General features: G+C 73.0%; 15 protein-coding genes. 7 read left to right on the plus strand and 8 right to left on the minus strand.

The window, feature by feature from the left end:
- Positions 1-1,687 (plus strand): M28 family peptidase (locus tag ACIBQ6_RS47800; RefSeq protein ID WP_397219237.1); only part of this gene is annotated, 1,687 nt, incomplete at its 5' end.
- Here the strand turns inward: ACIBQ6_RS47800 and ACIBQ6_RS47805 are convergent.
- The gene (locus tag ACIBQ6_RS47805; RefSeq protein WP_397219238.1) at positions 1,684-4,587 is read right to left on the minus strand and encodes an ATP-binding protein; all 2,904 of its coding nucleotides are present in this window, start codon (positions 4,585-4,587) and stop codon (positions 1,684-1,686) included. The genes ACIBQ6_RS47800 and ACIBQ6_RS47805 overlap by 4 nt on opposite strands.
- A 162-nt stretch (positions 4,588-4,749) precedes the next feature.
- The gene (locus tag ACIBQ6_RS47810; RefSeq protein WP_358296807.1) at positions 4,750-6,279 is read right to left on the minus strand and encodes an MDR family MFS transporter; all 1,530 of its coding nucleotides are present in this window, start codon (positions 6,277-6,279) and stop codon (positions 4,750-4,752) included.
- Between the two features lie 144 nt (positions 6,280-6,423).
- Between ACIBQ6_RS47810 and ACIBQ6_RS47815 the strand changes: the two genes are divergently transcribed.
- Positions 6,424-7,002: a TetR family transcriptional regulator gene (locus ACIBQ6_RS47815; protein WP_358005084.1), complete on the plus strand. Its 579-nt coding sequence runs from the start codon at positions 6,424-6,426 to the stop codon at positions 7,000-7,002.
- 55 nt (positions 7,003-7,057) lie between these two features.
- On the opposite strand, the gene ACIBQ6_RS47820 is transcribed toward ACIBQ6_RS47815, so the two are convergent.
- Positions 7,058-8,617 (minus strand): cellulase family glycosylhydrolase, encoded by a 1,560-nt coding sequence (locus tag ACIBQ6_RS47820; protein WP_397219239.1) that lies wholly within the window; start codon positions 8,615-8,617, stop codon positions 7,058-7,060.
- Positions 8,618-8,815: 198 nt separating this feature from the next.
- Here ACIBQ6_RS47820 and ACIBQ6_RS47825 point away from each other — a divergent pair, with 198 nt between their 5' ends.
- The 3 genes from ACIBQ6_RS47825 to ACIBQ6_RS47835 all read left to right on the plus strand — a co-directional run bounded on the left by ACIBQ6_RS47825 (position 8,816) and on the right by ACIBQ6_RS47835 (position 11,388).
- Complete coding sequence (locus ACIBQ6_RS47825) at positions 8,816-9,535, plus strand: hypothetical protein (protein ID WP_397219240.1); 720 nt, start codon at positions 8,816-8,818, stop codon at positions 9,533-9,535.
- Positions 9,536-9,598: 63 nt separating this feature from the next.
- Positions 9,599-10,195 (plus strand): PadR family transcriptional regulator, encoded by a 597-nt coding sequence (locus ACIBQ6_RS47830; RefSeq protein WP_358296314.1) that lies wholly within the window; start codon positions 9,599-9,601, stop codon positions 10,193-10,195.
- Complete coding sequence (locus ACIBQ6_RS47835; RefSeq protein ID WP_358296317.1) at positions 10,192-11,388, plus strand: FAD-dependent monooxygenase; 1,197 nt, start codon at positions 10,192-10,194, stop codon at positions 11,386-11,388. The genes ACIBQ6_RS47830 and ACIBQ6_RS47835 overlap by 4 nt, the downstream gene beginning before the upstream one ends.
- Here the strand turns inward: ACIBQ6_RS47835 and ACIBQ6_RS47840 are convergent.
- The 3 genes from ACIBQ6_RS47840 to ACIBQ6_RS47850 all read right to left on the minus strand — a co-directional run bounded on the left by ACIBQ6_RS47840 (position 11,385) and on the right by ACIBQ6_RS47850 (position 14,787).
- Complete coding sequence (locus ACIBQ6_RS47840; RefSeq protein ID WP_352360786.1) at positions 11,385-12,134, minus strand: sulfite exporter TauE/SafE family protein; 750 nt, start codon at positions 12,132-12,134, stop codon at positions 11,385-11,387. The two genes, ACIBQ6_RS47835 and ACIBQ6_RS47840, sit on opposite strands and share 4 nt — an antisense overlap.
- Positions 12,135-12,185: 51 nt before the next feature.
- On the minus strand, positions 12,186-13,139 hold the full coding sequence (locus ACIBQ6_RS47845; protein WP_397219241.1) for an NAD-dependent epimerase/dehydratase family protein: 954 nt from the start codon (positions 13,137-13,139) through the stop codon (positions 12,186-12,188).
- Between the two features lie 130 nt (positions 13,140-13,269).
- A complete protein-coding gene (locus ACIBQ6_RS47850; protein WP_397219242.1) occupies positions 13,270-14,787 on the minus strand; it encodes an FAD-dependent monooxygenase in 1,518 nt (505 codons plus the stop codon).
- Between the two features lie 141 nt (positions 14,788-14,928).
- On the opposite strand from ACIBQ6_RS47850, the gene ACIBQ6_RS47855 reads away from it, so the two are divergent.
- Positions 14,929-16,125, plus strand: a complete 1,197-nt coding sequence (locus ACIBQ6_RS47855; RefSeq protein ID WP_358296333.1) for a cytochrome P450 — start codon at positions 14,929-14,931, stop codon at positions 16,123-16,125.
- A 49-nt stretch (positions 16,126-16,174) separates the two neighbouring features.
- Positions 16,175-19,345 (plus strand): ATP-binding protein, encoded by a 3,171-nt coding sequence (locus ACIBQ6_RS47860; RefSeq protein ID WP_397219243.1) that lies wholly within the window; start codon positions 16,175-16,177, stop codon positions 19,343-19,345.
- 510 nt (positions 19,346-19,855) lie between these two features.
- Here the strand turns inward: ACIBQ6_RS47860 and ACIBQ6_RS47865 are convergent.
- Together ACIBQ6_RS47865 and ACIBQ6_RS47870 are read right to left on the minus strand one after the other, a co-directional pair.
- Entirely contained in the window at positions 19,856-20,698 is an 843-nt protein-coding gene (locus ACIBQ6_RS47865; protein ID WP_397219244.1) for an ABC transporter permease, read from the minus strand.
- Complete coding sequence (locus tag ACIBQ6_RS47870) at positions 20,695-21,708, minus strand: ATP-binding cassette domain-containing protein (RefSeq protein WP_358296344.1); 1,014 nt, start codon at positions 21,706-21,708, stop codon at positions 20,695-20,697. Before ACIBQ6_RS47870 ends, ACIBQ6_RS47865 begins: the two co-directional genes overlap by 4 nt.
- Positions 21,709-21,713: the final 5 nt, after the last annotated feature.

Genomic DNA, 21,713 nt, shown 5'->3' on the forward strand with positions numbered 1-21,713 from the left:
CACCACCGCCAGCTTCAACCCGGCCTCGGTGACCTCGGGCAACTCCTCCACGCTGACCCTGTCGGTCGGCGCCTCCACCGCCCAGGGCACCTACCAGGTGACCGTGACCGGCACCGGCTCGACCACGCACACCGCGACGTACACCCTGACGGTGGGCGGCGGCGGCCCCGGCGGCCAGGACCCGCCTGACGTCAGCGTCGCCAACGTCAAGACGCACCTGGCGCAGCTCCAGAGCATCGCCACCGCCAACGGCGGCAACCGCAGGTCCACCGGCCAGGGCTACCTGCAGTCGGTCTCCTACGTCGAGCAGAAGCTCCAGGCGGCCGGGTACACCGTGACCCGTCAGACCTGCAGCGTCTCCTACTGCACCAGCGGCGCCGGCCCCAACCTGATCGCCGACTGGCCCGGCGGCGACGCCAACCAGGTCATCATGTCCGGCGCCCACCTGGACAGCGTGTCCGCGGGACCGGGCATCAACGACAACGGCTCCGGCTCGGCCACCCTCCTGGAGGTCGCGCTGACCCTGGCCCAGAAGAACCCCACGATGACCAAGCACGTGCGGTTCGGCTGGTGGACCGACGAGGAGCAGGGCCTGAACGGCTCCGAGGCCTACGTCGCCTCGCTCAGCTCGACCGACCGGTCGAAGATCAAGGTCTACTACAACTACGACATGGTCGGCTCGCCCAACGGCGGCTACTTCATCAACAACATCACCACCACCGGCGCGTCCTACCTGAAGGAGTTCTACGACAAGCTGAACCTCCAGCCTGAGGAGAACACCGAGGGCGCCAACCGGTCCGACGACGCCTCCTTCCGCAACGCCGGCATCGCCAGCTCGGGCGTGGCGGCGGGCGCGAGCGCCACCAAGACGTCGGCGCAGGCGACCAAGTGGGGCGGCACGGCCAACCGGGCCTACGACTCCTGCTACCACTCCTCCTGCGACACCACCTCCAACATCAACGACACCGTCCTCGACCGGGCGGCGGACGCCGCGGCGTACGCCATCTGGAAGCAGGCGGTCGGCGGCACCACCCAGCCGCGTGACTTCTCGCTCTCCGCCAACCCCGGCTCGGGCACGGTGCAGGCCGGCTCCACCGCCACGACGACGATCGGCTCGACCACCACGAACGGGACCGCCCAGACGGTGAACCTGTCCGCGAGCGGCCTGCCGACCGGCGCCACGGCCTCGTTCAACCCGGCCAGCATCACGTCGGGCGGCTCGTCCAGCCTGTCGATCGCGACCTCGCCCACCACCCCGGCGGGCAGCTACACGATCACCGTGACCGGCACCGGCGAGACGGCGACGCACACCACGTCGTACGCGCTGACCGTCCAGGGCACCTCGGGTGGCCGGACGTTCACCAACGACACCGACTACCAGATCAGGGACTACTCCAACACCCAGAGCTCGATCACGTCCACCGCGACGGGCACCGCGGCCTCCCCGGTCAAGGTGTCCATCACGATCAGCCACACCTGCGCCGAGGACCTCGACATCTGGCTCCGCGGCCCGAGCGGCACCTGGTACGTGGTCGACGCCTACGGCGGCACCACCTGCACGCAGTACGGCACCAGGACCTTCTCGATCCCGGTCAGCCAGCAGGCCGCCGGCACCTGGACGCTCGACATCGAGGACGTCTACGCCGGTGACACCGGCTTCCTGGACTCCTGGAGCATCACGGTCTAACCGTCGGAATCAGGGTTGAGGAGCCCCGGCCGGTCATCCGGCCGGGGCTCCTTCACGTCGTTGCGGGTGCGCACGCCGAGCTTCTGCAGCACCCGCGCGACGTGCGTGTCCACCGTCCGCCGGGACAGGAACAGCACCTCGGCGATCTCCCTGTTCGTCCGGCCCAGCGCGACCAGCCTGGCCACCTCGGCCTCCCGCGGCGACAACACCCCGCTGCGGCCCTTCCTGCCCCGGCGCGGCGCGCTGCCCGGCCCGATCTCGCGCAGCAGGTGGCGGCAGCGGGCGGCGTCGTGGGTCGCGCCCAGGCCGGCGTACCGCTCGCAGGCGTCCGCGATCAGGTCGGCGGCCCGTGCCCGGTCGCCTGTCGCCAGCCGGGCCGCCGCCTCGGACTCGGCCGTCCTGGCCACGGTGTAGGGCCTCGGCATCGCCTCGTACGCGGCCCGCGCCCTGGCGAAGCACCTGGCCGCCTCCTCGTACGCGCCCCGGTCCAGGGCCAGCGCGCCGGCCGCCGCGTCGAGGCCGGCGTGCGCGGAGGGCGCGTCGCGGCCCTCGATGCCCGCCGCGAACTCGGCCACCAGGTCCTCGGCCTGCTCCGCCCGTCCGGCTCTCAGCAGCGCCGTCACGGCCGGGGGCACGAGCTGGTCGCCCCACACCCACATGCCCTTGCGTCGCAGCCTGGCCACCGCCCGCTCGGCCTCGGCCAGCGCCTCGTGCGGGCAGTCGCGGGTCAGGTGCAGCTCGATCAGGCCGCCCGAGGCCACGGCGGCGACCGGCAGGAACCCCGACTCCACGTCGTTGACCCCCGCCGCCACCAGGTGTTCGGCGGCCTCCTCCCACTCGCCCCTGGCCAGGGCCAGCATGCCCAGCGCGAGCCGGGCGTCCACGGCCAGCAGCGGCGCCTCGGCCGTCATCTCGACCGCCGCGACGGCCCGCTCCCGCAGGCCCTCCCAGCGGCCGGTGAGCAGGGCGAGCCGGATCGAGGACATCTCCACCAGGAACACCGGGTACTGCGCGCCCGTCTCCTCGGCGATGCGCCTGCTCTGGTCGGCGAAGCGCTCGGCCGCCGCGTAGTGGCCGAGCGCGATGGCCGAGTCGAACAGGTTGGCGTAGCCGCGCGCCACCTGCCTGCGCACCGCCGCCGACGGGTCGTTCGCGGGCAGGGCCGCGGCCAGGTCGAAGGCGTCCGGCGAGCCCAGCATCATGGCCAGACTGATCTTGTTGGCGTGCACGGCGGCGGTCAGCTCCGGATCCTGGTCCTCGACCGTGGCCAGCAGCTTCTCCGCCCGGTTCATCCACTCCTCGTGGACGGCCAGCGGCTCGTCGCCCCAGGCGGGCATCGCCAGCAGCGCCAGCCCGCGCGCGGCCAGGCTCGGCCGGTCGTGCAGGTCGGGCAGGGCGAGCAGGATCTCCTGACGGCCGGCGGCGACCACGCCCGCCTGATTGGACAGCAGCACGCCCAGGTTGAGCCGGGCCTCGCCGCGTACGTGCCGGGACAGGAAGTCCTCGGCCAGCAGGTGGCGCAGCGAGCGCACCACCCGCCGGTAGGACAGCCCGATCGCGGCCACCCGGCTGAGCCGCAGCGCGAGCGGGCCGCGCGCGTCGTGCGGCAGTTTCGGGTCGGCCAGCATGCCGGCCAGCACCTCGACGGCGAGCGGGATGTCGCCGATGGCGGCGGCGTGGTCGGCCGCCGCGGGGCCGTGCCGCTGCCAGGACTCGAAGTCGCCCGCGCGCCTGGCGTGGTAGGCGAGCTGGACGAGCGGCGGCGGTTCGAGGGCGGACAGCGCGGTCACCGCCCGCTGATGGGTGAGCCGCCGGTCGGGGCCGGGGATCGCGTCGTAGACGGCCTGCTGGGCGAGGGCGTGGCGGAAGCCGTACTGGCCGTCGTGCTGTTCGAGCAGCACGCCGGCCTTGAGCGCCTGGCTGAGCCCGTCGCCGAGGGGATGGCCGGAGACGGCGGCGATGAGCTGCTCGTCGGCGGGCAGCCCGAGCACGGCGGCGGCGTGCACGGCGTGCAGCGCGGCCGGTGAGAGCCCGGTGAGCTGCTCGGTCATCGCCTCGCGCAGCAGCAGCGGCACCGCCATGCGCTCCAGGACCTCCGGCTCCTCCTCGCCGCCGAGTAACTGGCCCTCGTCGTCGAGCAACGAGCGCACCACCTCCTCGATCACGAACGGCACCCCCGCCGTGCGGTCGCGCAGTTTCGTGACGAAGTCGGAGGTCAGCGTGGAACGGCCGAGCAGCGCCCCGGTCAGGCGGCGCACCCCCTCGACGTCGAGCGGCGTCAGCGAGATCACCTCGCTGCGCACCCCCGGCGGACGCCGGTACGCCCGCCCGAACGGCAGCCCCGGCACCGGCAGCCCCTCCCGGCGGAACGTCACCACCAGCGCGAGCCCCGCCGGCGGCTGGTCGGTGAGGAAGCGCAGCAGGTCACGGGTGCCGTCGTCGGCCCAGTGCAGGTCCTCGATCACCAGCACCGCCGGGGCCGCGGCGGCCAGCAGCGCGTGCACCGCGCGGAACAGGCGGTGGCGCTCGGCGCGCGGGTCGTCCAGCGGGGGCGGCGACGGCACCGGTGGCAGGTGCCCGGCCAGCTCCGGCAGGTAGCCGCGCAGGGCGCCGGTGACCGGGTTGAGCGTGCCCGTCTCCGGCAGCGCGCACCCGACGTGCCGCAGCGCGTCGAACACCGGGCCGTACGGGAACGGCTCGCGGATCTGGTGGCAATGGCCGATCAGGACGGTGCGTTCGCCGTCGGGCAACAGGTCGAGCGCGGCCCTGACCAGCCGGGTCTTCCCGATGCCCGCCTCGCCCTGCACGAGGATGACGGCCGGAGGGCCGGTGATGGCGTCGACGAGTGAGCGTAACTGGGCGTCACGCCCGATCAACCCAGGAGAAGCCAGGCTTGTCATCGGGGTCTCCGTAACAGTGCAGGTTTACTCCCCCTGTCGGAATACTGTTATCCATCACAGGTCAGCGCGGGTCAACCCTCTGTTTTCCGGTCAAATGCCGTGCCCTTGGTGGCGCCGGTGATCCCGGCGCCCTCGGCCGCCCCGTCCCGCGCGGGTGGCGCCTCAGGAGGCGACGGGGGTCCTGCCGTCGCCCGCCGGGGCGGGTTCGGCCAGGTCCACGCTGTCGCGGAGCTTGGCCGGCTTGAGGAACAGGGTGGCGATCACGCCGATCACGGCGATGCCCGCCGAGATCAGGAAGATGTGCCCGGTGGCGTCGCCGTACGCGGCCCGGACGATGCCCTTGAACGGCTCCGGCAGCGCCGCGATGTTGAGCGTGCTCTTGCCGCCCGCGGCCGCCTTGGCCGGGTCGATGCCCACCTTGGCCAGCCCTTCGGCGATGCCGGTCGCGACCTGGTTGGCCAGCACCGCGCCGAGCACCGACACGCCCACCGTGCCGCCCAGCGAGCGGAAGAACGTCACGGCCCCGCTGGCCGCGCCCAGCTCGCGCAGCGGCACGGTGTTCTGGATCGCGAGGACGAGGTTCTGCATCGACATGCCGACGCCCGCGCCGACCAGCACCATCGCGCCGGCGATGAGCACGAGCGAGGTCTGGTGGTCCATCGTGGACAGCACCAGGAACCCGACGGTCAGCACGACCGCCCCGGTCACGATGTACGGCTTGACGTTCCCGCTCCTCGACACCATGCGCCCGGAGATCGCCGAGGACAGCAGCACGCCGAGCATCATCGGGATCGTCAGCAGCCCCGCCTCGGTCGGGCTGTAGCCGCGGCCGATCTGGAAGTACTGGCCGAGGAAGACCGAGCCGCCGAACATCGCCATGCCCACCGCGAGGCTCGCCAGGATGGCCAGCGCCGGGGTACGGCGGCGGATGACGTGCAGCGGCACGACCGGCTCCTTGACCACGGTCTCCACCCAGGTCGCGACCGCCAGGACGGCGACGCCGCCGAGCACCATCGCGGCGGTCTGCCAGGACAGCCAGTCGAAGGAGTTGCCGACGAAGGTCACCCAGATGAGCAGCACGCTCACGCCGACCGCGATCAGCGTGGCGCCGACGTAGTCGACCTTGACGCCCTCGCGGCGCACGTGGGTCACCCGCAGGGTCTTCTGCAGCAGGAAGAAGGCGACCACGGTGAACGGCGCCGCCACGAAGAAGCACCAGCGCCAGCCGAGCCAGGAGGTGTCCGCGATCAGGCCGCCGAGCAGCGGCCCGGCCACGGTCGCGACGGCCATGACGCCGCCGAGGTAGCCGTTGTACTTGCCCCGGTCCTTGGGGCTGATCATCGCCGCGATGATCACCTGGACCAGGACCTGCAGCGCGCCCATGCCGAGGCCCTGGAGGGCGCGGAAGGCGATGAGCTGGGCGGTGTCCTGGGCGAAGCCGCAGGCCACCGAGCTGACCATGAAGATCACGATAGAGATCTGCAACAGCAGCTTCTTGCTGAACAGGTCGGCCAGCTTGCCCCAGATCGGGGTGGAGGCCGTGGACGCCAGCAACGAGGCGGTGATCACCCAGGTGTACTGCGACTGCGTGCCGTTCAGCGCGCCGATGATCTGCGGCAGCGCGACCGACACGATCGTGCCGCTGATCATCGCCACGAACAGGACGAGCAGCAGCCCGCTCAGGGCCTCCATGATCTGCCGATGGCTCATCTGACCCGGCGGCGCGGCCGGGACGGTCGGTGCGCTCATGCGCGGCCTCCTCCTACGTTAAAACAATGCCCAATGGGAAAGTTTGCCCGCTGAGCATATATTCCCGGACGGTAGGCTTGGCGCATCATGGACAGCACCGGCGGGCTGCGCGAACGCAAGAAGGCCGAGACGCGGCAGGCCGTGCACGAGGCGGCCATGCGGCTGGTCGGGGAGCACGGCCTCGACGCCGTCACGGTCGAGACCATCGCCGACGCCGCGAACATCTCGCGCCGCACGTTCTCCAACTACTTCGCCGGCAAGGAGGACGCCGTCCTCTACGGCGAGGAGCAGCGCATCCGCGACCTGGTCGAGAAGGTGGGCGCCCAGCCGGCCGGCCGGACCGCCTGGCAGGCGCTCTGCGGGGCGATCGACGACGTGTTCGAGGAGGTGGGCGAGCCGGCGCGGGAGTGGGCCGTGCGCGCCCGCCTGGCCAAGCGGCACCCGTCGCTGCTGGCCCGGCAGCTCGCCAACCACGCGGCGCTGGAGCGCGACCTGGCTCAGGCGATCTCCGAGCGGGAGAGCCCGGTGCGTCCGCAGGTGATGGCGGCCGGGTTCCTCACGGCGTTGCGGCTCGGGTCGCATCTGTGGGTCGAGGAGCGTCAGTCGCGCTCGCTGCGGGAGGTCATGGCCGAGATGCTCGACGAGATGTCCCGCCCGTTCAGCTGACCGCCCGCGCTCCGATGGGGGAACGCGGGCGGGCGGCGGGGGTCAGGGGCCGGGGTCAGGAGCAGGTCGTGTTCGCCGGGGTGGCGGCCGTGCCGTTGGCGGTGAAGCCGATCGCCACCGACGCCCCCGGCGCCAGGTTCCGCGCCCAGTCGGGCCCCTTGGCGGTCCACGTGGTGCCCGAGACCGTCACCACCGCGTTCCAGGCGTTGTTCAGGGTGACGCCCGAGGGCAGCGTCCAGGTCGCGGTCCAGGCGTTGATCGGGGACGTCCCGGTGTTCTTCACCGTCACCTCGCCCTGGAAGCCGCCCTGCCAGGCGTTGGTCTGCTTGTAGCCGACCGTGCACTGCCCCGGCGGGTTCGCCGTCGGCGACGTCGTGGGGTTGCCCCCGCCCCCGGCCGGCGGGATCAGGTACGGCTGCAGGATGTCCTGCTTGGCCTGGTTGATCGTGGTCCAGTCGTCATTGGCGATGCCGCCGGTGTCGCCCGAGTTCGGGTTCCACGACCAGTACGTGAACGACATGCCGTTCACCCCGGTGCCGGTGTACTTCATGAGCTCCTGGAGCCAGACCTTGTCGACGTTCGAGGTCAGCGTGGTGCCGAACTCGCCCATCATGATCGGCGCGATGTTCTGCTTCCACAGGTAGCCCCAGTACTTGTCCCAGATGGCGGGCATGTTGGCGGGGTAGTCGGGGGCGTCGAACCAGGTCTGGTGGTAGACCGAGGTGGCGTACTCGTGCGGTGAGTAGACCAGGCGGTTCGCGACGTTGAGCCGTACCGGGTACTGGCCGGCCTTCGACAGGTTGCCGCCCCACCAGCCGCAGTCCTCGTCGTTGCCGGGATCGTTGTCCCAGACGTTCGACAGGCCGCCGCTCGGGCAGCTCACGCCCTCGACGAAGATCAGCCAGTCGGGGTTCACGCCCAGGACGGCGTTGCCCGCCCGTTCGGCCGCCAGGCGCCAGTCGCGGGCCTGGTCGCCGCAGCCCCAGCAGGTGCCGGTCGCGTTCGGGTTCGTGCCCTCGGCGTGCGGCTCGTTGTGCAGGTCGGCGCCGATGACCGTGGGGTTGTTCGCGTAGTGCTGGGCCAGGGTCTTCCAGTCGTTGATCCAGGTGCTCTCGGGGGTGGCGCTGACGTACCAGAGCGGGGACTGGCCGGCCGCGGTCGGGCGGTGGCGGTCGAGGATGATCCGCATGCCCTTGACGCCCGCGTAGTCCACGACCTTGTCGAGGATCTGCATGGGGGACAGGCCGACCAGGTCGGGGTTGACGTAGTCGTTGATCCCGGTGGCGGTGGCCCCCGGCTTGAGCGCGTCGTTGGAGTACGGCACCCGCAGCGTGTTGTAGCCCAGCGAGGCCATCTTGTCGATCTGGCTCTTCCAGGGGTTGCTCGACCACAGACCGTGGAAGGTCTTGTTGTCGGTCTCCATGCCGAACCAGTTGATCCCGGTCAGCCGGACGGTCGCCCCGGTGCTGTCGAGGATCTTGTTGCCGCTGGTGTGCAGGTAGCCGGTCCCTGTGCCGGTCGCCGCGCCCGCCGGGGTGGTGGTCAGCGCGACGGCGACAGCCGCTCCGGCCACCACCGTGGCCAGGGCGGTCAGTGCCGCCTTCGAGGTCTGCATGGGGTGCCCTTTCCGCGAGGGGGAACGCGGCGTCATGCTCGGCCGCCGCGTTCGGGCACGTCAATGCGAGAACGCCTGTCAACCCCTCTGAACTGCGGGAACGCCTGAAACTTTCATGTCGTGGTAGTGCCAGGTGGAGTGCGGGTCCTCGCGGCCGCGCCAATGTGCCCGGACGCGTCCGTCACTTGAATGGCGGGCATGACGATCACGCGCATGACGATCCCCGGGCGCTGGGTGGAGGGCGCCGGGCTGGTGCTCGGACCGGGGCTGCTGCTGGCCGGAGTCCTCGTCCGCCTCGGCGCCGACGACTTCTTCCCCGGCCAGCTCGCCGCCTACGCCGCCGACCCGGGCCGCATGGCCCTGTCCTACAGCCTGTACGCCGCGGGCGCCGTGCTGCTGTGGCCGGCGGTGACCGCGCTCGGCCGGGCGATCGCCGCCACCCATCCGGCTCTGGCCAGGTGGGGGGTGACGCTGGCGGTGCTGGGGCTGTTCGGCAGGGTGTTCCACGCCGGGGTGAGCCATCTGGCGTTCCACCTGGTGGACGCGCTCGGCCCGGAGGCGGCCGAGCGGGTCGTCGCCGGCACGTACGGGGCCTTCCACGTGTTCAAGGCGGTCAACGTCTGCATCATGGGCGGCTGGGTCGTGCTGGCCGTGGGCGCCTTCCGTGCCGGGGCCCTCGGGGCCGGGCCGGCCGGCGTGGCCAGGTGCGTCGCGCTGGCGCTGGCGGCCGGGCTGCCGCTCGGCGTGCTCAAGGGCAGCAGTGACCCGATCGCGCTGGCCGCGCTGGCCGGGCTCGTCGTCGCGCTGGCGCCCATGGGCGTCGCGCTGCTCCGGACGGGCCCCGCGCCCCGCTGGTGGGCGCTCGTGCTCACGCTCGCGCTGGTCCCGGCGGCGTTCCTCGTGGGGATGGCGGGCTGACTCCTCTATAGTTGACATCAACTAGCCGACGATGGATAGTTGATATCAACTAAGGGGACTCAGATGGAGAAGCGCCGCAAGGTGGCCAACCCGCTCGCGCTGGCGGTGCTGGCGTTCCTGCTGGTCGAGCCCATGCACCCGTACGAGCTGGGCCGCCGTCTGCAGGAGACCGACAAGGACAAGAGCTTCAAGTACAACCGCGGCTCGCTCTACATGGTCGTCAAGCAGCTCGCCAAGGCGGGATTCATCGTCGAGCGGGAGACCGTCCGCGACACCGAGCGGCCCGAGCGCACGCTCTACGAGCTCACCGGCGAGGGCCGCGCGGAGCTCTACGACTGGCTGCGCGAGCTGGTCTCGACGCCGCAGGAGGACTATCCGCACTTCGGCGTCGCGTTGTCGCTGATCAGCGTGCTCGACCCGGCCGAGGCCGTCGGGCTGCTGGAGCGGCGCGCGGCGGCGATGACCGCCCAGCGGGCCGAGCTCGCCCGGACCGCCGACGCCGCCCGTGCGGGTGGCGTGGCCTGGGTGTTCCTCGTGGAGGACGACTACCGCCTCGCGGTGCTCGACGCCGAGCTGGCCTTCGTCGCCCGCCTCGTCGAGTCCCTCAGCGCACCTGACTACGCCAGGACCTGGCACGAGATGTTCGGGAGTCGGCAATGACAGCAGTGAGCACGGCATTGGTGATCGGCGGGGGCATCGCCGGCCCCGTCACCGCGATGGCGCTGCGCCGCGCGGGGATCGAGGCGACGCTGTACGAGGCGTACGACCGGGGAGCGGAGGGCGTCGGCGGCACGCTCACGATCGCCCCGAACGGGCTCGCGGCGCTGCGGGCCGTCGGCGCGGAGGAGGCCGTCCGGGCGGTCGGCCAGCCGGTGGCGCACACGGTCGTCCGCGACGGCGCGGGCAGGCGCATGGGCGAGCTGGCCGGCCTGCCCGACCTGCCGCCCAGCCAGGCGATGTGGCGCTCGCAGCTCTACGGCGCGGTCCGCGACCGGGCCCTGGCCGCCGGCATCCGCACGGAGTACGGCCGGCGCCTGGTCGGCGTCGAGGAGCACCCCGGCGGCGTCACCGCGCGCTTCGCCGACGGCGGCAGCGCGAGCGCCGACATCCTGGTCGGGGCCGACGGCATCCGTTCCGTGGTCCGGTCCCTGATCGACCCGGCCGCCCCGGGGCCGCGCCACGTGCCCCTGCTGAACTTCGGCGGCCTGGCCGACGTCGCCGTGCCGGCCGGGGAGCAGGCGTCCTGCTTCGTGTTCGGGCGGCGGGCGTTCCTCGGCTACTGGGTGCAGCCCGACGGGCGCACGGCCTGGTTCTGCAACGTGCCGCACGCCGAGCCGACGACGTCCGCGCAGGCGCGCCGGGTGCCGGCCGGGGAGTGGCTGCGCCGCCTGGGCGAGCTCTTCGCGGGTGAGGAGCCGGGGCAGGAGCTGGTGCGGCACACGTCCCCCGAGAACCTGGTGGCGCTCGGCACGGTGGAGATCATGCCGAGCGTCCCGCACTGGCACCGCGGCAGGATGGTGCTGGTGGGCGACTCGGTGCACGCGCCCTCGCCCAGCTCGGGGCAGGGGGCGTCGCTGGCCGCCGAGAGCGCCGTCCAGCTCGCCCGCTGCCTGCGCGACCTGCCCGCCGTGCCCGCCGCGTTCGAGGCCTACGTACGGCTGCGCCGCGACCGCGTCGAGCGGGTCGCCGCCCGCGCCTCCCGGACGAACAGCAGCAAGACCCTCGGGCCCTTCGCCGTCACGATGATGCGGCTGATGATGCCGCTGGCCACCCGGACGTTCCTCGCCCCCGAACGCGCCCTCGGCCCCGAGCAGCGCCACCACCTCGACTGGGACGAGCCGGTGACCGCCTAAGCGGTCAGCAGCTTGACGATCGCCACCACCCCGATGCAGACGACCGCACCGCGCAACACCGGCGCGGGCAGCCTGCGTCCCACCCGCGCCCCCAGGAACCCGCCGACCGTCGAGCCCAGCGCCACCAGCAGCACGGCCCACCAGTCGACGTCGGCCACCAGCGTGTAAAGGACGGCGGCCGTGGCGTTGACCACGAGCGACAACACGTTCTTGGCGGCGTTGACGCGCTGCAGCTCCTCGTCGAGGAAGATGCCGAGCAGCCCGATGAGCAGCACGCCCTGCGCCGCCCCGAAGTAGCCGCCGTACGCCCCGGCGGCCAGCACGCCCAGCCACAACCAGGGTCCGCCGTGCGCCTGCCGCGGACGGCTGGCCAGCAGCCGGCTGATCCTGGGCTGGGCCAGGACCAGCACGCACGACAACCCGATCAGCACCGTCACGACCGCCGTGAACGTGCGCTCCGGCAGGTTGAGCAGCAGCAGCCCGCCGATCAGCGAGCCCAGCGCGGAGGCCGAGGCCAGCCGGAGCAGGCGGCCGCGCTGACCCTTGAGCTCGGCGCGGTAGCCGAGGACGCCGGTCACCCCGCCGGGCACCAGGCCGATGTTGTTCGAGACGTTGGCGGTGACCGGCGGCAGGCCGACGGCCAGCAGCGTCGGGAACGTGATCAGCGACCCGGAACCGACGACGGCGTTGATGCCTCCCGCTCCGACGCCCGCCGCGAAGACCGCGGCCATCTCCCAAGGTGTCATGGCGGGTGACTCTAGTGCGTGGCCCTGGTGCGCTCGCTGGTCAGGTGGGGGTCAGCGGGTCAGGGTGCCCGCCCGGACCAGCCAGTCGACCGCCTCCGCGACCGCCTCCAGCGAGGTGTGCCGGGGGCGGTGGCCGAGCAGCCGTCCGGCCTTCTCCATGCTGCAGTGGGGGCTGTGCGCGATGTGGTCGTGGGTGACGCGGGCGTGGAGCTCCGGCACGGTCTCCCGCCACTGCTCCCACGGCAGGTACGACAGCCGCGCCTCCCGGCCGGACCAGCCCGCCACCGCCTCGGCGTAGCCGCGCAGCGTCAGCGCGGTCACGGCCACCGAGTGGAAGCTCTCGCCCCTGGCGGCGGCCGGGTTGTTCATGGCGTCCACGAACAGCCGGGCGACGTCGTCGGCGTGGACGTGCTGCACGGTCTCCATGCCCAGGTTGGGCAGCCGCACCTCCTCGCCGTCGGCGAGGGCCTGGAACACGGCCGGGTCGAGGTTGCCGGCCGGGTTGACCGGGATCCAGCCCGGGCCGGTGATGTGCCCGGGATGGACGATCGTGGCCGGGAACCCCTCCCGCGCGGCCAGGTCGAGCAGGTACGCCTCGATCGCGGCCTTCTGCCGGCCGTACTCGCCGATGGGGCGTTTCGGGCGGTCTTCTGTCGTCGGGACGCGGGTGCTCGGGCCGTGCACCCAGATCGTGCCGCAGTGCAGGAACTGCCGGACCCGGCCGGCCAGCGCCCCGGCCAGATGGCGGGCGCTCGCCTCGGTGAAGCAGATGAGGTCGATGACCACGTCGGCCTCCAGCTCGGCGATCCGCCGCCCGAACGTGCCCGCGGCCTCCTCGGCCTCCCGGTCGGCGACCACGGTGGCGACCCGCTGCCACGCGCCGTGCGGCGTGTACGGCTCCCGCTTGCCCCGGCTCACCGCGACCACGTCGTGGCCCGCGTCCACCAGGCGCGGGACCAGATAGGTGCCGATGTGCCCACTCGCCCCGATCACCACTACGCGCATGCACCCACCCTAGACCGGCTCGAACCGGGCGCCCGATCCCCGGGCCCGGAGGCGATCAGGCGCGCCGCCCGATCGCGGGGCCCGGGGGGCGATCAGGCAGGCCGCCCGATCGCCAGGTCCAGGGGGCGGATCAGGCGGAGCGCCCGATCGCCAGGTCGAGCGCGTGGGCCGCGTCCTGGCCCGGCGTCGGGCGCCAGGCCACGTGCTGGTCGGGGCGGACCAGGGCCGGCGTGCCGGCCGCGTCCGGCAGGTCCACCTCCCGCAGCGGCACGCCCAGCTCGGCCGCCCGCTCCACCAGCACCTTGGCCTCCGGCGACGACAGGTCGCCCACCAGGCTGAACCCGGGCCCGAGCCGGTCGTAGAGCGACTCGCCCGGAGCGAGCCACCGGTGCGGCAGCCGCTCGCCGCACCCGCCGGCCACCACCGGCGACCCCGCGTACGTGTACCCCAGCACCAGGTCCAGGCTGTGGAACTCGCTGTCCTTGGTCCGCCGCACCGCCTCCGCGACGGCCGGGCGCACCCGCTCGAAGTCGGCGTCCGAACCCATCAGCGCGGGATCGGCCAGTTCGGGCGCGAGCGTGGCCATGTTGGCGGCGGCGGCCTCGATCGTGGCCGCCGCGACCGGCCGCCGTTCGGCCTCGTAGCTGTTCAGCAGGGTCGTGGGAGCCCATCCGTTCAGTACGGCGGCCAGCTTCCAGCCGAGGTTGACCGCGTCCCCGAGGCCGGTGTTGAAGCCGTGGCCGCCGTAGGGCGGGTTCTGGTGCGCGGCGTCGCCCGCCAGGAACACCCGCTCGCCGGCGTACCGGTCGGCCAGCAGCATGCGCGCGGTCCACGGGTCGGTGGCCAGGATCTCGACCTCGACGTCGGCCCCGACCAGGTTGCGGACCAGGCGCACCGGGTCGGTCCCCTCCGCCGGGACACCCTGGGCGATGCACCACCACAGGTCCTCCAGGTCGAGCCGGCCGAGCATGCCGGGCTGGGCCGGGTTCAGCACCCAGTAGTGCACGGCGGGGCCGTGGGGCACCCGTTCGGCCAGGCCGGGCGCGCGGAAGACGACGTTGAAGTTGGGCCTGGCGTCCTGGCGGCCCTCGTAGCGGGCGCCGATGGCCGGGCGCGTCACGCTGCGGGCGCCGTCGCAGCCGACGACGTACGCGGCGCGCACCTGGCGGGTTTCGCCCCCCGCGGCGGCCAGGTCGGCGGTGACGCCGTCGGCGTCCTCGCGCAGGCCGGTCACCCGCCAGCCGGTGAGCAGCGCGTCACCGGCGGCCTCGCGCAGCACCTCCTCGACGATCGGCTGCGGCACCTGCTGGCCCGGCTCGGCGGCCAGGTCGGAGCCGGTCAGGTCGAGGCCGAAGCAGCCGCCGATCCTGGTGATCTCGCGGCCGAGCAGGCCGGTCGTGAAGACCGCCTCGTCCGACCAGGAGACCGCGAGCGGCGCGCGGGCGCGCACCGTCTCGGCCAGCCCCCACCTGCGCAGCAGCTCCATCGACCGGGCCGACGTGGTCTTGGCGCGCGGACGCAGCCACGACACGCTCTCGCGCGGCTCGACGACCATGCTGCGCACGCCGTGATGGGCCAGCTCCACGGCCGTCGCCAGCCCGACGGGCCCGCCTCCGGCGATCAGTACCGGTATGTCGGTCTGGCGCACGCTTTGCTCCCATTCGTCATGGTGATCATCGGCATACTCCAAGCGCCGCGCGTCCCACGTCAAGCTCGGGCCGAAACCCTGGCCGGATCACCGATCGGAAACGATCTAGAGGACGGCCGCCGGACTTGTTACGGTCGTTGCATGACTGAGTCCTCGGCGGTGCCGCTGCACATGCGGCGGGTGGAGTTCGATCCGGCCCCCGAGCTGGGCGAGGTGCGCGACCAGGAACGGATCAAGCGCATCGACACCCTCCTCGGCCTGGAGGCATGGGTGGTGACCCGGTACGCCGACGTCCGCGAGGTCCTGGGCGACGCCGACCGGTTCAGGCTCGCCAGGCAGGGCTCCGCCCGCATGCCCGGAGCGCCCGAACTGACCGAGGAACAGCTCGCCGAGCTGCGCGCGGGCAACCTGCTGGGCCAGGACCCGCCCGAGCACACCCGGCTGCGCCGGATGCTGACGCCCGAGTTCACGATCCGCCGGATGAAGCGGCTGGAGCCCCGCATCAGGGACATCGTGCACGAGCACCTCGACGCCATGGAGGCCGCGGGCTCCCCGGCCGACCTGGTGTCGTCGTTCGCGCTGCCGATCCCGTCGCTGGTGATCTGCGAGCTGCTGGGCGTGCCGTACGAGGACCGCGCCGACTTCCAGCGGCGGTCCGGCCGCATGCTGGACCTGTCGCTGCCGGTCGAGGAACGGGTGGCGGCCAGCTTCGAGTCGCGGGCGTACATGCGCGAACTGGTCACCCGCATGCGCACCGACCCGGGCGAGGACCTGCTCGGCATGCTCATCCGCGAGCACGGCGACGACCTGACCACCAGCGAGCTCGTCGGCATCGGCAACCTGCTGCTGCTCGCCGGGCACGAGACCACCTCCAACATGCTCTCGCTCGGCACGCTCGCCCTGCTGCGCAACCCCGGGCAGCTCGAACTCCTGCGCAAGGAGCCCGAGCGCATCGACGCGACGGTCGAGGAGCTGCTGCGCTGGCTCAGCATCGTCCACTCCGGGACGATCAAGATCACGTCCAGGGAGGTCGAGCTGGCCGGGCGGACCATCGGCGCGGGCGAGATGATCCTGTGCTCGCTGCCCGCCGCCAACCGCGACCCCGGCTTCATCGCCGACCCCGACACCCTCGACATCACCCGCGGCGCCCCCGGCCACGTCGCCTTCGGCCACGGCGTCCACCACTGCCTGGGCGCGCCGCTCGCCCGCATGGAGATGAAGATCGCCTTCCCCGCGCTCTTCGAGCGTTTCCCCGGCCTGCGCCCGACCGAGTCCACGCCGGAGTTCCGCTCCTTCAACGTCGTCTACGGCCTGACCGAGCTGGAGGTCGCCTGGTAGCGGCGCGCACGCGGATTTTGTCGGCGGCGGCGGATAACGTGCGGGTGTCATGCCAACCGAAGCCAGGCCACACGAGCTGATCGGCAGGGACCACCCCGCCGCGCTGCTGCGCGCCGAGGTCGCGCGGGTGGTCGACAGCCACGGCGGCCTGGTCCTGGTCACCGGCGAGGCCGGCATCGGCAAGACCACGCTCGTCACCAGCGCCGCCGCCGAGGCCAGGCGCAGGGGCGCGCTCGTGGTCGGCGGCGCCTGCTGGGATTCCGGCAGCGCCCCCGGCTACTGGCCCTGGGTCCAGGTCATCCGCGCCCTGCGCCGCTCGGCCGCCCCCCACGAGTGGGCCGAGGCCGAGCAGGCGGCCGGCGGCAGCCTGGCCGCCCTGCTCGGCGAGGCGGCGGCGCTCGCCCAGCCACACCTGGAGGTCACCGCCGCCGACACCGACCCCGCCTCGGCGTTTCAGATCTACGACGCGGTCACCACCGCCCTGGTGTCGCTCTCGCAGCACCACCCGCTCGTGATCGTCATCGACGACCTCCACGCGGCCGACCCGGCCTCGCTGCGGCTCCTTGAGTTCGCGGCCCGCCAGACCTGGTTCGAACGCCTGCTCCTCGTCGGCACCTACCGCGACGCCGAGGTCGAGCCGGTCGACCACCCGCTGCGCGACCTGCTGTCGCCGCTCGTCGCCAAGGCCACCACCATCACGCTCACCGGCCTCGACCAGGCCGGGGTGGGCGCCCTCATGGCCCGCACCGCCGGGCTCGACCCGCCCGCCGACCTGGTGGCCGAGGTCCACGTGCGCACGGGCGGAAACCCGTTCTTCGTCGAGCAGACGGCCCGTTTGTGGCGCAGCGGCGGCTCGGCCACGGCCGTGGCGCCCGGCGTCCGCGACGCGCTGCTGCGCCGGCTGTCCCTGCTGCCGCGTCCGGTGTCGGAGCTGCTGCCCGCCGCCGCCGTGCTCGGGCGCGAGTTCCACCGCCAGGTGCTGGCCGCCACCGTGGCCGCCCCCGTCGCGCACGTCGACCGTCTCCTCGACACCGCCGTGATCGCCAGGCTGGTGGTGACCAAGGGTGGCGGCCGGTTCGCCTTCGCCCACGACCTCGTCCGCGAGACCCTCTACGACGCCGTCCCCGACGTGCGCGACCTGCACGCCGCCGTGGTGCGCGCCCTCGACGGCGCCCCCGACCTGGCCCGCCGCATGCTGCCGAGCGACCTGGCCCGGCACGCCTACCTCGCCGGCGACCGCGTCGACCCCGAGCGCGCGATCGACCTGCTCCAGGCCGCCGCCCGCGCCGCCCGCAGCCGGCTCGCCGGCGAGGAGGAGCTCGGCCATCTGCGCCGCGCCCACGAACTGAGCGCCGCCGCCGCGCCCCGCCGGCGCGTGCTGATCTGCCTCGACCTCGGCCGCGAGCTGCACCACCGCGGCGAGCGCGACGCGGGCCGCCGGCTGTTCGAGGAGGCCGGCGCCGTCGCCGCCGATCTCGGCGACCCCGAGCTGACCGCCCGCGTCGCGCTGGTCTTCCGCTCCCACCACGGCCACGACGACTCCCTCGACCGGCTGCGCCGGGCCCACGCCGCGCTCGTCGGCGAGCCGGCCCCCGACGACCGCCTGGCCCTCGACCTGGTCTTCCACCTCACCGCCCAGGCACGCCAGGGCGGCGACGACGACGTCCTGGCCTTCAGCCTGTGGGCCCACCACGACATCATCTGGGGCCCCGGCACGGCGGGCGAGCGGGTGGCCCTGACCGGCGAGCTGCTCGACATCGCCCGGCGCACCTCCGACCGCGAGCTCGAACACTTCGCCGGCGCCCTGCGCTGGGTGGCCATGATCGAAGAGGGCGACCCCCGCTACCTCGACCGGTTCCACGACTACGCGGCCAAAGGCCGCAGCACCGACGACGCCCACCTCAACCTCACCACGTCCGTCGACGCCAGCATCGTGGCCGCGCTCGCCGGCCGCTTCGCCGAGGCCGAGTCGCTGATGACGGGGCTGTCCCTCGACGGCAAGGACCACGACTTCGACGTCATGCTCGACCACCACCGCTGGGCGATCCGCTGGCTCCAGGGCAGGGTGGAGGAGCAGGAAGACGTCCTGCGCAGGCTCAGGGCCGGCCGCCACCCCGACCGCGGCCTGCTGGAGGCGCTGACCGCCCTGCAGGCCGGCGACGTCGGCACCGCGCTGCGCCACCACGCGGCCGGCGCGCGGGTGGGGCGCATGGCCGAGCCGCTGTGGCTGCGTTTCCAGGCGGAGCTGGCCGCCGCCACCCACGACCGCGAGCTCGCCGCCGGGGCGCGGGCCGCGCTGCTGCCGCACCGGGGGCGGTGGGCGGTGTCCTACTACGGCTGGGACATCAGCGGCCCCTACGACCTGTGGATCGCCGTGCTCGACCTGGCCGAGGGGCGGTGGGCGGAGGCGGCCGAGGGGTTCGCGCGGGCGTACCGGTCGGCCGACCGGATGCGGGCCCGCCCGTGGTCGGTCCTGGCCCGTGCCCGCCTGGCCGAGGCCCTGCTGGCCGGCGGCGACACCGTCGGGGCCCGTCCCGTGCTGGCGGAGGTCCGGCGCGAGGCGGCCGAGCTCGGTATGCACCACGTCCTCGACACCCTCCCGCCGCAGGGGAGCGCCGCCGCCGAGCCCGCGCCCCCGCAGGCCCCCGCACGCGACGAGGGCCCCGAGCCGGCCACGGGCCACTTCCGCAAGGACGGCGAGGTCTGGGCCCTCCGGTTCGCCGGGCGGCTGGCCCACATGCCCGACGCCAAGGGCCTGCGCGACCTGCATCACCTGCTCGGCCACCCCGGCGCCGACATCCCCGCCGTGGCCCTGCTCGCCCCGGAGGGCGGCGACGTCGTGCTGGCCGCCCGCGCGATGGGCGGCGACGCCGTGCTCGACGAGGAGGCCAAGGCCGACTACCGCCGCCGCCTGTCCGTCCTCGACGACGAGATCGACCGGGCCACCGGCCGCGGCGACGACGACCGGGCGGCCGAGTACGACCGCGAAAGGGCTGCCCTGCTGGAGGAGCTCCGCACGGCCGCCGGGCTGGGCGGCCGCTCCCGCCGTCTGGGCGACGAAGCCGAACGGGCCCGCAAGACGGTGACCGCCAGAATCCGTGACACCCTCCGCAAACTCACCCAGACCCACCCCGAACTCGCCACCCACCTCCGCGCCACCATCTCCACCGGCGCCACCTGCCGCTACCAGCCCACCACCCCCGTCACCTGGCACCTCTGACCGAAGCCGCTCCGGCCCGCGCCGGTTCGATCGCGATCGCATCGAGATCTCGGAACGCCGAACCTCTCCCGCGTCAGGCGGGTCTCATCCCGCAGACCCCCAGCCAGAGGAGACGCCCTGATGCCGTCGGCCTCCAGAACCACGATCGGGCGGCGTGCTCTCGCCCTGCTCGCACTCACCGCCGCGACCGGCTGCCTTCCGTTCCCGACCACTCCGAGCTTCGGCGGCCTGACCGGCGTCACGGTCAACGCCGACGGCAGGCTGACCCTGGTCATGGCCTGGTGCGCACGCCCGCCGGACGGTGTGGTCGTCTACCGAAAGGATGACGGGACCCTCGTGGACCAGGCACGCCTCACCGCACCGCCCCTGCCCGGGGCCCTGGCCTACCTGGACCTGGAGAAGCTCCCGCCGGGATGGTCCAGTACTACTGCTAGCCCATGGAGAACCGCGCAGCACGAATCGGGCGCGAAGGCTGGGAATGCCTTCGCGCCCGATCAGGGTGGCGGCCGGTTACTTGCGGTTGTAGAGGCGCATGGTCAGGGTGCCGAAGATCGCGATGAGGAGGACGGACGCGATCAGCACCCAGGTCAGCTCGCCCACGTCCGGGGTGCCGGCCATCAACGAGCGGACGGCGGCCACCAGACGGGTGATCGGGTTGACGTTGACGAAGATCTGCAGCCAGCCGGGCATCGTGGCCGGGTCGACGTACACGTTGCTGAGGAAGGTCAGCGGGAACAGGACGAGCATGCTCACCCCCATCACCGACTTCTCGCTCCGCATGAGCAGGCCGAACATCGTCCACACCCACGAGAAGGCGAAGGAGAAGCCGAGCAGCAGCACGATCCCGGCCAGCACGCCCGTGACGCCCCCCTGCGGACGGAACCCGAGGACCAGGCCGACGACGAGGATGACCGTCGAGGCCATGGTGTAGCGCAGGACGTCGCCGAGCAGGTAGCCCACCATGGTCGAGGGACGCCAGATCGGCAGGGTGCGGAAGCGGTCGAACACCCCCTTCTCGATGTCCTTGTTGACCTCCACCCCGGTGTACATGGTGATCATCACGACGCTGCTGACCATGATGCCGGGCAGCAGGAACTGCAGGTAGTCGGTCGGGGAGCCGGCCAGGGCGCCGCCGAACAGGTACGTGAACATCAGCGTCATCATGAGCGGGAACGCGGTCACGTCGAAGAGCTGCTCGGGCACGTGCTTGATCTTCAGGATGGCCCGCCAGCCGAACGTGACCGACGCCGACCACGCGCTCGGCCGGGGCGGCTTCACCCCGGGGGCCAGGACGGTGCCGAGCACGTCGGCGGCGGGGGAGTAGGTCGTGGCGGTCTCGGTGGTGGCGGTCATGCTGCGGCCTCCTGCGCGGTCGCGGACTCGGCGGTCCCGGTGGCGGTCCCGGTGGCGGGGTGGTCGGTCAGGGCGAGGAAGACCTCGTCCAGGCTGGGCTGGCCGAGGGAGAAGTCGTCGACGACGATCCCCGCCTCGGCCAGGCGGCCGAGCGCGCGCGAGGCCTGCTCGGCGGCGGCGGCCTCGCGGCCGTGGCCGGTGATGCGGGCGGTGAGCGACACGGGGTCGGCGTCCAGGTAGACGGGCGCGTCGAGGATCTGGGACAGCAGCCGTTCGGCTTCGGGACGGGTGCCGGGATCGCGCAGCCGCACGTGGACCGAGCCGGCGCCGACGGACGACTTGAGCTCGCCCGGCGTGCCCTCGGCGATGACCCTGCCGTGGTCGATGACCGCGATGCGGCCGGCCAGGCGGTCGGCCTCCTCCAGGTACTGGGTGGTGAGCAGCACGGTGGTGCCGTGGGCGACGACGATGCGGACGATGTCCCAGACCTGGTTGCGGCTGCGCGGGTCGAGGCCGGTCGTCGGCTCGTCGAGGAAGAGCAGGTCAGGCGTGTTGAGGATGCTGGCGGCGATGTCGATGCGCCGCCGCATGCCGCCCGAGTACGTCTTGACCTGCCGTCCCGCGGCCTCCGTCAGGCCGAACGCCTCCAGCAGCTGCGCCGCCCGCTCCCGGGCGGCCGGCTTGCGGTGACCGAGCAGGCGGCCGAGCAGGACCAGGTTCTCGGCGCCGGTCATGTCCTCGTCCACGGAGGCGTACTGGCCGGTCAGGCTGACGCGGCCGCGTACGGCGTCGGCCTCGCGCACCACGTCGTGCCCGAACACGGTGGCCTCGCCGCCGTCCGGCCGCAGCAGCGTGGCCAGCATGCGGACGGCGGTGGTCTTGCCCGCGCCGTTGGGGCCGAGCACGCCGTAGACGGTGCCGGCCGGCACCTCCAGGTCGAGGCCGTCCACGGCGCGGTTGTCGCCGAAGACCTTGACCAGGCCGGAGGTCTGTATCGCCAGGTCTCGCATGGGTG

It is taken from the genome of Nonomuraea sp. NPDC049655 (genome assembly GCF_044465465.1).
In the GTDB taxonomy this organism is placed as follows: Bacteria; Actinomycetota; Actinomycetes; order Streptosporangiales; family Streptosporangiaceae; genus Nonomuraea.

Excerpts from the sequence above, each read along its gene's own strand:
- ACIBQ6_RS47825 (WP_397219240.1), top strand. The coding sequence starts at position 8,816 with ATGACGATCACGCGCATGACGATCCCCGGGCGCTGGGTGGAGGGCGCC.
- ACIBQ6_RS47865 (WP_397219244.1), bottom strand. The coding sequence starts at position 20,698 with ATGACCGCCACCACCGAGACCGCCACGACCTACTCCCCCGCCGCCGAC.
- ACIBQ6_RS47810 (WP_358296807.1), bottom strand. The coding sequence starts at position 6,279 with ATGGAGGCCCTGAGCGGGCTGCTGCTCGTCCTGTTCGTGGCGATGATC.
- ACIBQ6_RS47845 (WP_397219241.1), bottom strand. The coding sequence starts at position 13,139 with ATGCGCGTAGTGGTGATCGGGGCGAGTGGGCACATCGGCACCTATCTG.
- ACIBQ6_RS47815 (WP_358005084.1), top strand. The coding sequence starts at position 6,424 with ATGGACAGCACCGGCGGGCTGCGCGAACGCAAGAAGGCCGAGACGCGG.
- ACIBQ6_RS47855 (WP_358296333.1), top strand. The coding sequence starts at position 14,929 with ATGACTGAGTCCTCGGCGGTGCCGCTGCACATGCGGCGGGTGGAGTTC.
- ACIBQ6_RS47820 (WP_397219239.1), bottom strand. The coding sequence starts at position 8,617 with ATGCAGACCTCGAAGGCGGCACTGACCGCCCTGGCCACGGTGGTGGCC.
- ACIBQ6_RS47840 (WP_352360786.1), bottom strand. The coding sequence starts at position 12,134 with ATGACACCTTGGGAGATGGCCGCGGTCTTCGCGGCGGGCGTCGGAGCG.
- ACIBQ6_RS47835 (WP_358296317.1), top strand. The coding sequence starts at position 10,192 with ATGACAGCAGTGAGCACGGCATTGGTGATCGGCGGGGGCATCGCCGGC.
- ACIBQ6_RS47830 (WP_358296314.1), top strand. The coding sequence starts at position 9,599 with ATGGAGAAGCGCCGCAAGGTGGCCAACCCGCTCGCGCTGGCGGTGCTG.
- ACIBQ6_RS47805 (WP_397219238.1), bottom strand. The coding sequence starts at position 4,587 with ATGACAAGCCTGGCTTCTCCTGGGTTGATCGGGCGTGACGCCCAGTTA.
- ACIBQ6_RS47870 (WP_358296344.1), bottom strand. The coding sequence starts at position 21,708 with ATGCGAGACCTGGCGATACAGACCTCCGGCCTGGTCAAGGTCTTCGGC.
- ACIBQ6_RS47860 (WP_397219243.1), top strand. The coding sequence starts at position 16,175 with ATGCCAACCGAAGCCAGGCCACACGAGCTGATCGGCAGGGACCACCCC.